The sequence below is a fragment of the Absicoccus intestinalis genome (genome assembly GCF_033971885.1).
Lineage (GTDB): Bacteria > Bacillota_I > Bacilli_A > Erysipelotrichales > Erysipelotrichaceae > Absicoccus > Absicoccus intestinalis.
In genome coordinates, this window is sequence record NZ_JALBUS010000001.1 from 159,535 (window position 1) to 172,705 (window position 13,171).

A 13,171-nucleotide genomic window follows, 5' to 3' on the forward strand; every position below is an offset into this window, starting at 1 on the left:
TTGATTTGTGAAAGTTCTATGCATTGTTTCTTTTTCTAATCTATATAAATATTCTTTAGAACGCCGCTTCTATGGCTTGGATCCGTTTGGCTAGATCTTCCAATACCGGTGTTTGGATGCCAAGCTGTTTGGCAATGGGAACGACCGTTCCAGAAAATAAGGCCAGCTCGGTCTTGCGATGGGCAATGATATCTTGTCGCATGCTGGGCATGCCTTCATTGGACATGGTTTTCATCACTTCGAACCAATGTTGTACATCCGCATCGGTAATGGCAATGTTTTGGGCATTGGCCACCGCTTTGACTTCCAACATGGCTTTCATATAGATGTCTTGGAGCGGGCCATCGACCTTGATCCCACCATATGTTGTATAATAGGCAGCACATGTTTGATTGAGGCCGCAATTCAACATCAATTTGTTCCATTGTTCTTTGATGATATCGTCGACCCATCGATGAGGAATTGCACAACTCGTATACAATTGATTCAGTCGTTGACAGGCTTCTTTTTGATCCGGATCATCTGGGCCAAATACCAATTCCCCCACCACATGATAGGTACATTGATTCTGTAAATAGGTCGAATCCATGCCTTGGACAATGGTACGAATCACCAAATTGTTCGGAAAGGCTTGGCGCAATTCGTCTTCGGATCGAATGCCATTTAAGGCCGAAACGATCAACGTATGCGCATCAATCGATGGGCCAGCCAAGGCTATGGCACTGTTTAGACCGGCATATTTGGTGGCAAGAAATAAAAGATCAACAGGTTCTGTTTGGGTTTCATAGTGAAAATCTACGCTTTTGCCGTTACAAATCAAGGGATCGGCTTCGTAACGTTTTTTACGTGTTTCATCCACTAGAAAGATGACATCTTGCCCTCCTTGCTCAAACAATTGGCCATACAAAGTGCCAATGGCACCGCGCCCGATCATCGCAATTTTCATGCGTGATCGACTCCTAAAAGATCGTTCATGCCATACAATCCAGCTGGTTTGTTTTCGAGCCAGGCAGCGGCTTTTAATGCGCCATTCACAAAGATCTGCCGATTGGTCGCATGATGCGTGATAGTGATGGATTCATTATCCCCAAAGAAGTGCACGGTGTGTTCCCCAGCTTCGGTGCCACCACGCAAAGCATGCACACCAATTTCCTTTTGACGCGGACCAATCAGGCCATGACGACCATAGACTTCTTTGAAGGCACCATCGGGATTCATGATTTCCAGGATGGCTTTGGCCGTACCACTGGGGGCATCGGCCTTTTGATTGTGATGGGTTTCGACCAATTCCATATCAAACGTATCTTTTAAAAGAGGAACAGCGACTTTCAGGATTTCCGAAAAGACCGCCACACCATACGAATAATTGGCCGAAAAGAAGACGGGATGGGATTTTGACAAAGTGACCAATTGTTCTTTTTGATCATCCTCCAAACCGGTCGTTCCATACACCAAGGCACAATCATGCGCTTGGACATAATCCAGGATCCAACTTAAATTATCGCGATGGGAAAAATCAATGATCATATCGGCCGTTTCGATTTGATCTAAAATATCCAGATTGGATGTATCCACATTCGCCAAGACAGTATGGCCTAAATTTTGTGCAGTTTCTTTGATGAGCGAGCCCATTTTTCCGTTGCCACCAATGATCAATTTCATGCGATGATGCCTACTTTCTTCATTTCTGCTTCCAAATGATCGTGATTTTTTGGATCCATTGGATACAGTGGCAAACGATAGCCACCCACATTTTTGCCCATCAAGTTTAAAGCGGCCTTGACAGGGATAGGATTGACTTCACAGAATAAGGCATGGATATAATCCAAGTATTTTTGTTGGATGGATAAGGATTGTTTTAAATCACCCTCCAACCAGGCTTGTACCATATCATGGGCTTCCTGGGGGTTGGTATTCGCAAAGACCGAAATCACGCCAGAACCGCCCAAGGAAAGAATAGGTACGACCATATCATCATTCCCGGAATACATCACAAAATCATCGTTGAGATAACGAGAAATGCGAGTGGCATAACTGATATCGCCACTGGCTTCTTTGATGCCACAAATATTTGGGTGTTGGGATAAGACGGCTACGGCGTGTTCACTCAATTTACATCCGGTACGACCCGGTACATTATAGAGAATGATCGGGGTATGGACGGAATCAGCAACGGTGGTAAAGTGTGCGATCATGCCACCTTCATTGGCCTTGTTGTAGTAAGGAGTGATGATCAATAAATAATCGGCACCCATATTTTCATATTTTATGCTCTTATCCACTGCGGTTTTGGTGTCGTTTGAACCCGCTCCAACCACAACGGGAATCCGATGATCGATCTTATCGATCGTATAGCGGACAACGGCATCGTCTTCTTCATGGGTCATGGTACTGGATTCACCGGTTGTTCCTAGAACCAAGATGCCATCGGTATGATTGGCCACATGGAATTCCAACAATTCACCTAATTTATCAAAATCAACGCTGCCATCTTCATGAAATGGCGTAATTAATGCAACAATAGAACCTTTGATCATTGAAAACACATCCTTTCTTATTCATCGGTTTCGAGATCGATCAAATGCGCATAAGATTCACGACGAATCACTTCACGCACTTTTCCTTGTCGGCAAAAGACAACGCCAGGCAAAGGGTTTTTATTGTAGTGAGAAGCCATGGCATAGCCATAGGCACCGGTTGTATAGGTGATCAAAAGATCGCCGGGTTCACATTTTGGTAAGGCAATGCCTTCAATCAAAATGTCACCGGATTCACAAGCTTTACCCGCAACGGTATAGATCGTATCTTTTGGGGCCTCCATTTTATTGGCAATATCGGCATTGTATTTGGCTTGATACAAAGCTGGTCGGATATTATCGGCCATGCCTCCATCCACAAAGACATAGTTTTTATTGGGTGTTTGTTTCATAAATCCTACCGTATAAAGGGTAGAACCGGCTTCGGCCACCACACTGCGGCCCGGTTCGATCAAGATCTTTTGAATGGATAGACCCAATGCTTGATTTTGTTTTTCACAATGGGAAAGAATGGTCGTACAAACTTCATCCAAAGGAATGGGGTGATCTTCGGATGTATAGGTGGCCGCAAATCCACCGCCTAGATCCAGCGTGTTTAAATGGATGTCATAGGTATCTTCTAGGTGTTTGATAAAGCCAAACATTTTTTCAATTTCGGCGACAAACGCATTTTTATCAAAAATTTGCGATCCAATATGGGCATGTAAACCATCAAACGATAGATGTTCATCTTCATCAAAGGTCTTGATCACTTCGACCAATTCTTTTTCTTGTAGTAAAGAAATGCCAAACTTACTATCGACATGTCCCGTTACGATGTATTTATGGGTATGTGCATCAATACCGGGATTGACACGAAGCAAGACATGGATCGTATGATCAATAGTCTGACTCATTTCATGAAGCATTTGCGCTTCCATCAAGTTATCAACAATGATGGTACCTACGCCATACGCCATGGCCATTTCCAATTCATCCTTGGATTTATTGTTGCCATGAAAATAAACCTTGGACATATCAAAATCAACGGCTTTTGCGGTATACAGTTCGCCTCCGGATACGACATCCAAACACAAGCCATATTCTTTGACCAATCGCAACATGGCTTTGCAGCTAAAGGCTTTGGACGCATATAAGATTCCCGTTTCCATCGTATGGGATCGAAACAAGGTCGCAAATTCCTGTAAACGAGATCGTAATTGATCTTCATCATAGACAAACAAGGGTGTTTTATATGTTTTTGCGAGAGTATCCACTCTCACGCCACCAATTTCTAACATCACTTTCCTCCTTCATACAAAAAAACCAGTAAGAGCTATCTTACTGGTTACATAAAAGGCAATCAGATAGCTCTCCTACCAAAGGTAGACAGTCTTACAGATCTTCTCTGCAAGCCCACCACATATCCATGCCTGCATATGTAGTTCGGCAAAATCGCTACCATAGAAAATCAACATCTGCCGACTCCCTTCCTATGGTGTCTTTTTTGCGCCTCTATCGTTTGAACCTAGTGTATCACTTTCGTTGATCATTGTAAATCATTCACTTTGAAATGATCACATTCAGATGATGCACGACATCTTCTAAAACTTCTCGATTCACAGAATAAACCACATTTTTTCCTTTTCGTTGTTGCTTGATCACACCGACTTCACTCAATACTTTCATATCATGCGATAAAGTGGGTTGTGTCACTTCAAATAAAGGTAACAATTCATAAGCACAATATTCTCTTTCCATCAATCGATCGACAATTTCCAATCGCTTTGGATCCGATAAAGCTTTTAATACCCGTGTTGTTTGTGCATAGGATTCCATTCTCTCACCTCGCTATCGGTCTCAAACTTCTTTTAACCATATAATCATATTTTTCTATGTTTCCTAAAAAAAAGGACAAAACGGTCCTTGGCATGGTAGAATCAGTCTATGAGAATCATGGAAGATGTGACCCATACCATCGAAATCAAGAAGAGCAAATTCATCACCTATTTGCATCGAACCAATGACGAACAAGAAGCCAAAGAATTTTTGAAACAAATCAAAAAACAACATCCCCAAGCTCGTCATTATTGTACGGCAATGATCATTGGCAACATTGTGCGTTCCAATGATGATGGAGAACCCAGTCAAACAGCTGGTCATCCGATGTTGGATGTCTTATTACACAACCAGATGGAAGACATCTTTGTGGTCGTGGTTCGATATTTTGGTGGCATCAAATTAGGAACAGGCGGCTTGGTTCGCGCCTATAGTTCCAGTGTCAAAGAAGCCTTGGATAAAGCCACCAAATCCGAAACCAAACGATTGGAAGAATACACCATTACGTTTGGCTATGATCTGATTGGTAAGTTGGATGCGTATTTTCGTACCCATGAAATTGAGATCACATCCAAAGAATACAACGAACAAGTGACGTATCAATATGTAACGGATCGGGATATCACACCCGATCTACAAGAAATGTCCAATGGATCGATTCATCCCATAGCCATTGGTCAGATGGAATGGGAAACCCCCATCTAAAGGAGAGTCTATGCGATTTTTTTATACTTATATCCTATTGTTTGCCCTCATGATCCTTCTCATTCAATTCTTGCCTTTCTTATTGCCCGTTTTATTGGTCCTTTATATCGTTTCGCTTATATATGGTGCTTGGCAACAAAGAAAGAAAACGGTCCAATCAGAAAAACGCAATCCGGATGCGATCGATGCCGAATATACGGAACACGATGAGGAGGACCAATGATATCCACATTTACCAATCAGACAGAGGATATCCAGCAACTTTTGGAAGTATCGATGATCCAATGGGAACCTCATCAAATACAAGCTTGGATGATGCATCAATGCGATCCTCATCATTTATATGGCTATTGGCAAAATGATCATTTGATCAGTTTGATCCAAACCATACCAACCAAGATCCAATTGGGCGATCATAGGGTTTCGGCTCTTGGAATCTGTTTAGCTTGTACCCATCCCAATCATCGGCAACACGGCCATTTTAAGGCTTTATTAAAAGTCATATTGGAACAAAGCCACTACAATCATGTGTTGACCTATTGTGTAACGGATTTTCCGCAATTATTCGAAAATTATCGTTTTCAACCCGTAACCTATGGCAAAGTGGCTTGGATCGAACCCCATAAAAAAGGAAATGCGACACACGTATCAACGACATTTCATGATTCCTATGATATCTATACTGCATTTATGGATCATTTTGAAGGAACCCCTATCCTCAATCACGAACAATATTTAGCGTATTTGCGTTATCAAATGGCTACGAAGAAACAAGTACTGACCACCAATAAAGGAATTGCCATCGTATCGGATCATTCCATTGATACCATTTGGTACATCGATAGTACAGCTATCGATGATTTTTTAGCGTATTTAAAGGAAACCAATCTACGGATCCATACCAGTGCCAGTGAGCATTTAGAAAAATATTATATTCTGCATCATCCTCGCAAGACCAAAACATTGATGGTCCGTTTAAATGATCCCAAACTCTATGCACGCGCTAGTCATGCTCCTTTAAAAAGTATCCAGACCATCTATCAACAATTGCGTCATCCCATTTGGACACGTTAAACAAAACAACCCTTTCTCCTTCCGAGATGACTCATTATGGAAAGGTTCAAAATATATACCCTATCAACCTTTTTCAATCGAAAGGGTTTCATTGAGCTATCCCCCCAAAAAAAGTTGGGCCAAAAATCGAACAGATTTGAGGTACTTCATCATAGTAATGAATCGTGCTCTTTCTTATAAAGATTTGATTGCCATTGCCCCTTACGATGGCATTTTAAAGAAACATGAAACCCAAGCGCCTTGTCTTGGCTGGCTTTTACATCGAAATCAAGATAAAAAAAGAGCTATCCCTATCGATCTAGGTGATTGCTCTTTCATCACATAATGGAAAGGTCAATACGATCAAGAAATAATTTTTGGTTTGTTCACAAAAATAGGTGCCATGCATCTGTTTCATGCTGAGTTGCACACTTTGTAGACCAATATGATTGCTTTCCACATCTTGTTTCGGTGCAATAAAATTCTCAAACCGGATATACAATTCCCCTTTCTCGATCTTGATCAAGATATGTACCGGCCTTTTTTTATCTGCATATTTGATGATATTGGAAGATAAATTATCAAAGATTCGATGGATCAAAGGTAGATTTCCTTGGATAGATCCTTGTGGTTCCATTTCGGTCAACTGGATATCGTATCCTCTTTTTTTTAGATCTTCGATTTGATCTTTCAATAAAGCCATGATTTCATAGATCCGGATCCGACCTATATACATCTTCTCTTGATCGGCCACATGTAGACTTTGTTTAAACAAAGCCTCGGATAGATCGATCAATTCATCCGTCTTTTTCAAACATCGCTGAATATATTGTTCTTGCCTTGCTTCTTCCCCTTTTTTTAGCGACAATATTTCTAAATACCCCTTTAATGTCGCTAGTGGTGTTCGAATATCATGCGACATGGATGTGACCAAATCATGATTGGCCTGAATGGCCTGTTTTTCTGTCTGCATATTCTCATACGTATACAAACGCATCTCATCCATTTGTCGAGCCAATTGACTTAACTCATCTTGACCATGGACTTGAATGGGATGGGACCAATCCCCATTTTCTAAATACGCAATGTCATTGGTCAATGTTTGAATGATCCGTACTTGTTTTTTCATAAAGGCATACAGGATCAAAACATAAAAAGAAAAGATAATGGCCATTTCTCCAATCATCATCTTATTGAGCCAATACAATTCTGGATAGGTATTCACATAGACCCATGTCTTTTTATTCTTCCATTGAACCAAAAATGAATGAGAAAAACCATAGGTATCACTATCTACATGTTGACTTAATTCTTTTGGTTTCCAAGTTGGATCAATATTGATCCATTTTTGATCATTGGCAATACTGACACTTTTATATTGTGAATCAATCTGCTTTTGAATGGTTTGTGAAATGATCCTTTTATTTTTCGTCGTTAATGAAACCGTTTTGGCATAGCTTCGTAACTCCTTTTGGAAAGGAGTTATATCTGGTTGTTGCGTCACATTTTCTTGATACCATTGGATCCATACTTGATTGATGCGATACGTACCTAAATACGCAACGAAACAAATGCCAATGGCTGCCACACTACAAAGAAATAGTTTTTGTGCCAAGCCTTGTCGTTCATAAAAAGCCGGTAAATGGATCGAATGATTTTTTGAAGTGAAGCGAAAACCAAGATAGCCAATGGCTAGAGAACAACCCGCTACCATCCCGCTCCATAAATGCGCGGCTTGATATTGGGTCGGACAAACCACCAAAAAGACCGATTGTCCCTTGGCATCCGTAAATGCATATGATTGTTGTGGATCATACACGGTTCCCACGACAAGAAATTGCTCATTGGATTCCACATAAAAGCCAGCTTGTTGCGTATGTTTTTCCAAGAGGGATGGAAACGTATCAAAAGAAGCTTGTTTTAATTGATCGACCAATGGTTCGACCTTAAATTCTGGTTCATTGGTTAGCCATATCGCATGCAAAGGATAAAGCAATACAAAACATACGATCCCTAAAAGAAGCGAGAAGTACAAACGCTTAATCAAAACGATACCCCCTGCCCCAAACGGTATGAATGTATCTTGGATGATCCGGGTCTTGTTCGATCTTCTTGCGTAAATTGCGAATATGGACCATGACTGTATTATTAGCGGAATAAAAATACGGTTCGTCCCATACTTTTTCATAAATCATGGCAGCAGAGAACAATTGTCCACGATTGGTCATTAAAAGTTGTAAGATGGCACATTCCGTATCGGTCAGATCCACCCGTTTTTCATCGATCAGCACTTGTTTCTGTGCTGGATCCAACGTCAATCCCTCACAAGAAAGCGAGGGGGTTGGATGATGATCTTGTGCTTTGCCTTTATAAATTTGATACCGTCGCAATAAAGCCTTGACCCGGGCTGTCAATTCATTGTAGGAAAATGGTTTGGCCAAATAGTCATCCGCCCCAAAGGAAAAGCCAAGGGTCTTATCGGCATCCAATCCTTTGGCTGTCAAAAACAAAATGGGAACATTGCTGATTTGTCGAATTTTTCGACAAACTTGATAACCATCCATATCAGGCATCATGACATCTAAGATGACCAAATCAATATCTTCTTCCATGTGTTCCAACGCCGCTTTCCCATCTGGCACTGCAACCACGCGATAGCCTTCACTCGACAATAACACCGATACGATTTCTCGAATATCGGCATTATCATCCGCAATTATGATTTTTGTTGTCATTGTTTGCTCCAATCTTTATATTTTACCCATTTTTCATATGGTAACATATGATGAAGATGTTGAAGCACAAGTTTTTGGGATCCATACGCTTTCAATAGATTCTTCTTTTCCACGCTCATCTTTTTCTGACGCATCGAAAACGGTAAATTCCCTTTTTTGTAGTATTTCCCAAAATAAACCAAACGATTGGTTTCATGGATCTTTTTCACTTCTTTGGTGACCATTTCGGAAGTCATCCGATGATGCTGATGCCCATATTCCCCATCGGGATTATGCGTTACGATCTTGGTCCAATGCTTCTTTCTGACCCAATAACGAATGGTCTTTTCGATTTGTTTGTGTTCTTTTTTCCATTGGCTCCTCTTCCCCTGGACCTTATCCGGATACGCATACATCACCCCTTGATCATGGGCTTGTTTGATGGCTTGATGAAATTCTTTATTGCGGGTTGGATTGTTCTTGCTGGTCAAACAAACCACCACATATTCTCCTTTCTGATCTAATAAATGTTGTCCACCCCAAATGGATTCATCATCCGGATGGGCGACGATCATTAATGCATGGGGTTCTTTGACTGGCTGCTGTGGTTTGGCCATGCTCGTACCCAAAAACAAGTTGGCCGTTAACAGCATCATACATATTTGTCTCATGTGTTTATTGTAGAATAAAATATTCCTTTCAAATCTTAATTTTCTTTAAGAAATACATTCAAAATTCTTTAACTCTTCTTTGGGTATTTCTTAAGATATGCCATGTATGCTTTCGGTATGAAACGAAAAATACATTTGACCATCTTAGTGATCGTTCCCATTTTATTGATCGGTTGTTTAAGCCATGGCTATTGGTTTGGAAGTCGGGTGGATTGGTTGAATCAACACATTGTCTTTCCTGACTACTATCGCCACATGGTATGGAAATATCATACCCTATGGCCCGAATACTACCCCCATCTACAAGCCGGATCCAATGCCTTTGCCTTTAGTTATTATGGCTTTATGCGTCCAGACGTACTGCTATCGATCCTCTTGCCTCAAGTATCGATGGCCACCATCCTTATTGTCTATATGGTTGGTCTGATCGATCTAGGCGCTATCAGTTGTTATCGATGGCTTTGTGATAAAGGCTATCCATCCAACTGGTGTTTCTGGAGTGCCTTTTTCTATATCTTCAGTACCGCTGTGATCTTTCAATCCCATCGCCAGATCATGTTTGTCAATTTCCTGCCCTTCTTATTCTTGGCGTTGCATGCCATTGATCAAGAAAACTGGCATCCATTGACCCTATGGCTGGTCCTCATTGTATTCCACAGTTATTTTTTCAGCATGGCCGCCTTTATCGTTTGTTTTTTGACCATTCGCATTGAAAAGAAACAATGGAAATGCACACCCTTCCTTTTTGCGATAGGGATTAGCGCCATCCTTTGGCTCCCATCGCTTCTCTATATTATTGAAAATAAACGGACCGGACCCAGTCCATCTCTGATCCAATTATTTTTGCCCGATGGTCGTATGAAAAGCTTATTCTACGATCCCTATGGATGTGGATTGACCATGATGGCTTGGATCGCAATCATCACCCACACCAAACAAGAGAAAAAAGTCTATGCCTGGATCGTAGTGGTTTGCATGCTCTTTCCTTTAGCTAGCTACATACTCAATGGCTTTCTCTATGCACGCGTCAAAATATTGATCGTTTTCCTACCATGGATCTGTCTGTTATTGGTCGATGTCTTTGAACAACACATCGACATATGGATGTGGCCATTGATCGTTTTGCCCATCTTCTTTCAGACCCAACCGGTATGGCTCATGTTGGATACGTATTTCTGTGTCTGTTTGTTGAAACGAAACAAAGGAAGATGGCTCTATCTATCGGTTCCGTTGATTGCTGTACTTTGCACCAATACACCTTCCACCTTTGTTTCACCGCAAACCTATCAAAAGATCACCCAGAACATCCAAGTCCCTGCCGGACGAACAGCGTATTTTTCACATAGCTATCGAACCGTCAATCGCATCTATGACCTGCAAGCTCCCCGATTGAGTGCTTATTCTTCCACGTATAATAAACGCTACAATCATTTCTTCTATGATGTGATGAAAAATCCCATGGTGGCCAAACATCGAACGGGCATGATGGATGCTCCCAATCGGTTCTTTGAACAAATGATGGGGATCCAAAATATCGTGACAAAAGGCCCCCTACCCGCTGGTTATCACTGGATCGATACCCAAAAGGGCCACCGAATCGGCCAAAATAAAAACGTCTTGCCCCTGGCCTATGTGACCCACACAACCATGAATCAAAAGATGTATGATCACTTGCCTTGGATCCAACGCCTGGATACGTTAATCGAACGGCCCTTGGTTTCCAACAGTCAGCCAACACCTTATACCTCAAAGATCCAATTGGCAGCCACTCTGCCAAACCAAAATATGCATTCGAAACACACCACGATAAAGACAATCGATATACCGACCATCAAAAACAAACAAATTGTGATCATTGATTTTAAGGTCAAACCCAAAGATCCGACCAAGACCACAACCATTACCATCAATGGCATTAAAAATCGATTATCCAGCATTCATTCACCGTACTACAATCACAACACGCATTTTGTCTATATCCTGAGTCAAAATCATAGAAATGGCCATGTATCGATTCAATTGTCCAAAGGAAATTATCAACTTCAAGACATCCAGATCCATGTCCGTACGGCAAACTTTCAACCGCAAATACAAAAAGTGACATCCCTGCCCTTGAAAGATCACGAAGTCTATGCCGGCCATGTCCAACTGAATCAGAAAGGCTATTTGATCACCAGCCTGGCCTATCAAAACGGATATACCTGTAGGGTAGATGGTAAAATCGTGCAACCAAAATTGGTAAATACAGCTTTTGTGGGTATTCCCCTATCCAAAGGGACCCATACCATTCGTATATCGTATCACGCACCGGGCTTTCATGCCGGTTTATGCATCAGTTCGATCAGCCTGCTGATCTATATATTAAGGAGGAAGATTTATGCATTGCATTAGTGTTATTGTTCCCTGCTTCAATGAAGAAGATGTGCTCCAAGCCTTTCATCAAGAAGTCACCAAAGAACTACAAACCATTGATCATACAACCTATGAACTCATCTTTGTGAACGATGGCAGTAGCGACCATACCCAAGATATCTTGGAAAGTTTATCACAAGTGGATCCACATTGTTCGTACTATACGTTTTCTCGCAATTTTGGCAAAGAAGCCGCTATGTATGCCGGCCTTAAACAAGCCAAGGGCGATCTGGTCGTCATCATGGATGCCGATCTCCAACATCCACCACGCCTTTTAAAACCTATGGCCCATGCGATCCTGGATGAACATTATGATTGTTGTGCAGGCAAACGCATCGACCGTCAAGGCGAAGGCAAATTACGAAACTTCCTATCGCACTCGTTCTATAAGATCATTCATATGCAAGATGGAGCCGGTGATTTTCGCATGATGTCCCGTCAAATGGTGGATGCCATCTTGGAATGCAAAGAATACAATCGCTATATGAAAGGCATCTTCTCTTTTGTAGGCTTTGACACCAAATGGATTCCTTTCCATAATGTCGAACGGGTAGGAGGCCGCTCCAAATGGAATTTGAAAAGCCTATTTACCTATGCCCTACAAGGCATCTACTCCTTTTCCGATGCCCCCATTCAATGGTGTATGGGGATTGGCCTTATCAGCCTGCTTGCTTCGTTTGTCTTTTTACCCATACGACCCATCGTCTTCTTTTTGATGTTCTTTGGCGGTCTACAGATCCTTTGCCTTTCGGCGATAGGTGAATATGCATCCAAATGTTACTTGGAAAGTAAAAATCGACCAATTTATATCATCAAAAAACAAAGTCAAGCAAGGGAAATCCAAAAATGACAAAATGGATCGATAAAACCACTGGCCGATTTATCTTGGTGGGTTGCATCAATACCATATTTGGCACTTCCATCATGTTTATTGCCTATAATCGAATGGGCTTATCCTATTGGCTTTCCAGTGCCTCCAACTACTTTTTTGGCAGCATCCTCAGTTACCTCTTAAACAAATATTTTACCTTTGAAAAAAAGGACAAAGACATCCACGATGTGATTCCCTTTGCCCTGAATATTACGATCTGTTATCTATTGGCCTATGGCCTGGCCAAACCCTTGGTTGTCTATCTGTTAAAAGGCATGTCACGAACCATTTGTGAAAATGGCGCCATGCTTGTTGGCATGTGCCTCTTTGTGGGCCTGAACTATTTTGGCCAACGCTATCTCGTGTTCAAAAAAAGGGAACGAACCTAAT

At 41.5% G+C, this 13,171-nt stretch carries 14 protein-coding genes and 1 riboswitch; of the genes, 6 read left to right on the forward strand and 8 right to left on the reverse strand.

Going from position 1 to position 13,171, the window contains the following annotated elements; all coding sequences use genetic code 11:
• Window positions 1-55: 55 nt before the first annotated feature.
• The 5 genes from MOZ64_RS00805 to MOZ64_RS00825 all read right to left on the reverse strand — a co-directional run bounded on the left by MOZ64_RS00805 (window position 56) and on the right by MOZ64_RS00825 (window position 4,355).
• Window positions 56-946, reverse strand: a complete 891-nt coding sequence (locus tag MOZ64_RS00805) for a ketopantoate reductase family protein (protein ID WP_320324722.1) — start codon at window positions 944-946, stop codon at window positions 56-58.
• Window positions 943-1,662, reverse strand: coding sequence for a 4-hydroxy-tetrahydrodipicolinate reductase (gene dapB / locus MOZ64_RS00810; protein WP_320324723.1), 720 nt, complete (start codon window positions 1,660-1,662; stop codon window positions 943-945). Before dapB ends, MOZ64_RS00805 begins: the two co-directional genes overlap by 4 nt.
• Complete coding sequence (dapA, locus tag MOZ64_RS00815; RefSeq protein WP_320324724.1) at window positions 1,659-2,537, reverse strand: 4-hydroxy-tetrahydrodipicolinate synthase; 879 nt, start codon at window positions 2,535-2,537, stop codon at window positions 1,659-1,661. The genes dapB and dapA overlap by 4 nt, the downstream gene beginning before the upstream one ends.
• Window positions 2,538-2,554: 17 nt before the next feature.
• A complete protein-coding gene (lysA, locus tag MOZ64_RS00820) occupies window positions 2,555-3,817 on the reverse strand; it encodes a diaminopimelate decarboxylase (RefSeq protein ID WP_320324725.1) in 1,263 nt (420 codons plus the stop codon).
• Window positions 3,818-3,876: 59 nt separating this feature from the next.
• Window positions 3,877-4,042, reverse strand: a riboswitch (Lysine riboswitch).
• Between the two features lie 37 nt (window positions 4,043-4,079).
• Entirely contained in the window at window positions 4,080-4,355 is a 276-nt protein-coding gene (locus MOZ64_RS00825; RefSeq protein ID WP_320324726.1) for an ArsR/SmtB family transcription factor, read from the reverse strand.
• A 108-nt stretch (window positions 4,356-4,463) separates the two neighbouring features.
• Here MOZ64_RS00825 and MOZ64_RS00830 point away from each other — a divergent pair, with 108 nt between their 5' ends.
• From MOZ64_RS00830 to MOZ64_RS00840, 3 genes are read left to right on the forward strand one after another with little or no spacing between them, the layout of a single operon-like run.
• Window positions 4,464-5,060 (forward strand): YigZ family protein, encoded by a 597-nt coding sequence (locus tag MOZ64_RS00830; protein WP_320324727.1) that lies wholly within the window; start codon window positions 4,464-4,466, stop codon window positions 5,058-5,060.
• Window positions 5,061-5,070: 10 nt separating this feature from the next.
• A complete protein-coding gene (locus MOZ64_RS00835; RefSeq protein WP_320324728.1) occupies window positions 5,071-5,283 on the forward strand; it encodes a hypothetical protein in 213 nt (70 codons plus the stop codon).
• A complete protein-coding gene (locus MOZ64_RS00840; RefSeq protein WP_320324729.1) occupies window positions 5,280-6,134 on the forward strand; it encodes a GNAT family N-acetyltransferase in 855 nt (284 codons plus the stop codon). Before MOZ64_RS00835 ends, MOZ64_RS00840 begins: the two co-directional genes overlap by 4 nt.
• A gap of 298 nt (window positions 6,135-6,432) precedes the next feature.
• Here MOZ64_RS00840 and MOZ64_RS00845 read toward each other — a convergent pair whose 3' ends face one another.
• Genes MOZ64_RS00845 through MOZ64_RS00855 form a run of 3 tightly spaced genes read right to left on the reverse strand, consistent with a single transcriptional unit; the run spans window position 6,433 to window position 9,483 of the window.
• On the reverse strand, window positions 6,433-8,160 hold the full coding sequence (locus MOZ64_RS00845; protein ID WP_320324730.1) for a histidine kinase dimerization/phospho-acceptor domain-containing protein: 1,728 nt from the start codon (window positions 8,158-8,160) through the stop codon (window positions 6,433-6,435).
• Entirely contained in the window at window positions 8,153-8,848 is a 696-nt protein-coding gene (locus MOZ64_RS00850; RefSeq protein ID WP_320324731.1) for a response regulator transcription factor, read from the reverse strand. The genes MOZ64_RS00845 and MOZ64_RS00850 overlap by 8 nt, the downstream gene beginning before the upstream one ends.
• Window positions 8,845-9,483 (reverse strand): PIG-L family deacetylase, encoded by a 639-nt coding sequence (locus MOZ64_RS00855; protein WP_320324732.1) that lies wholly within the window; start codon window positions 9,481-9,483, stop codon window positions 8,845-8,847. Before MOZ64_RS00855 ends, MOZ64_RS00850 begins: the two co-directional genes overlap by 4 nt.
• Before the next feature lie 132 nt (window positions 9,484-9,615).
• Here MOZ64_RS00855 and MOZ64_RS00860 point away from each other — a divergent pair, with 132 nt between their 5' ends.
• Genes MOZ64_RS00860 through MOZ64_RS00870 form a run of 3 tightly spaced genes read left to right on the forward strand, consistent with a single transcriptional unit; the run spans window position 9,616 to window position 13,170 of the window.
• Complete coding sequence (locus tag MOZ64_RS00860; RefSeq protein ID WP_320324733.1) at window positions 9,616-11,889, forward strand: YfhO family protein; 2,274 nt, start codon at window positions 9,616-9,618, stop codon at window positions 11,887-11,889.
• Window positions 11,876-12,760, forward strand: a complete 885-nt coding sequence (locus tag MOZ64_RS00865) for a glycosyltransferase family 2 protein (RefSeq protein ID WP_320324734.1) — start codon at window positions 11,876-11,878, stop codon at window positions 12,758-12,760. Before MOZ64_RS00860 ends, MOZ64_RS00865 begins: the two co-directional genes overlap by 14 nt.
• Window positions 12,757-13,170: a GtrA family protein gene (locus MOZ64_RS00870; protein WP_320324735.1), complete on the forward strand. Its 414-nt coding sequence runs from the start codon at window positions 12,757-12,759 to the stop codon at window positions 13,168-13,170. The genes MOZ64_RS00865 and MOZ64_RS00870 overlap by 4 nt, the downstream gene beginning before the upstream one ends.
• Window position 13,171: the final 1 nt, after the last annotated feature.

Excerpts from the sequence above, each read along its gene's own strand:
- MOZ64_RS00870 (WP_320324735.1), top strand. The coding sequence starts at position 12,757 with ATGACAAAATGGATCGATAAAACCACTGGCCGATTTATCTTGGTGGGT.
- MOZ64_RS00865 (WP_320324734.1), top strand. The coding sequence starts at position 11,876 with ATGCATTGCATTAGTGTTATTGTTCCCTGCTTCAATGAAGAAGATGTG.
- MOZ64_RS00855 (WP_320324732.1), bottom strand. The coding sequence starts at position 9,483 with ATGATGCTGTTAACGGCCAACTTGTTTTTGGGTACGAGCATGGCCAAA.
- dapA (WP_320324724.1), bottom strand. The coding sequence starts at position 2,537 with ATGATCAAAGGTTCTATTGTTGCATTAATTACGCCATTTCATGAAGAT.
- MOZ64_RS00850 (WP_320324731.1), bottom strand. The coding sequence starts at position 8,848 with ATGACAACAAAAATCATAATTGCGGATGATAATGCCGATATTCGAGAA.
- MOZ64_RS00835 (WP_320324728.1), top strand. The coding sequence starts at position 5,071 with ATGCGATTTTTTTATACTTATATCCTATTGTTTGCCCTCATGATCCTT.
- MOZ64_RS00830 (WP_320324727.1), top strand. The coding sequence starts at position 4,464 with ATGAGAATCATGGAAGATGTGACCCATACCATCGAAATCAAGAAGAGC.
- MOZ64_RS00860 (WP_320324733.1), top strand. The coding sequence starts at position 9,616 with ATGAAACGAAAAATACATTTGACCATCTTAGTGATCGTTCCCATTTTA.
- dapB (WP_320324723.1), bottom strand. The coding sequence starts at position 1,662 with ATGAAATTGATCATTGGTGGCAACGGAAAAATGGGCTCGCTCATCAAA.
- MOZ64_RS00805 (WP_320324722.1), bottom strand. The coding sequence starts at position 946 with ATGAAAATTGCGATGATCGGGCGCGGTGCCATTGGCACTTTGTATGGC.
- lysA (WP_320324725.1), bottom strand. The coding sequence starts at position 3,817 with ATGTTAGAAATTGGTGGCGTGAGAGTGGATACTCTCGCAAAAACATAT.
- MOZ64_RS00825 (WP_320324726.1), bottom strand. The coding sequence starts at position 4,355 with ATGGAATCCTATGCACAAACAACACGGGTATTAAAAGCTTTATCGGAT.
- MOZ64_RS00840 (WP_320324729.1), top strand. The coding sequence starts at position 5,280 with ATGATATCCACATTTACCAATCAGACAGAGGATATCCAGCAACTTTTG.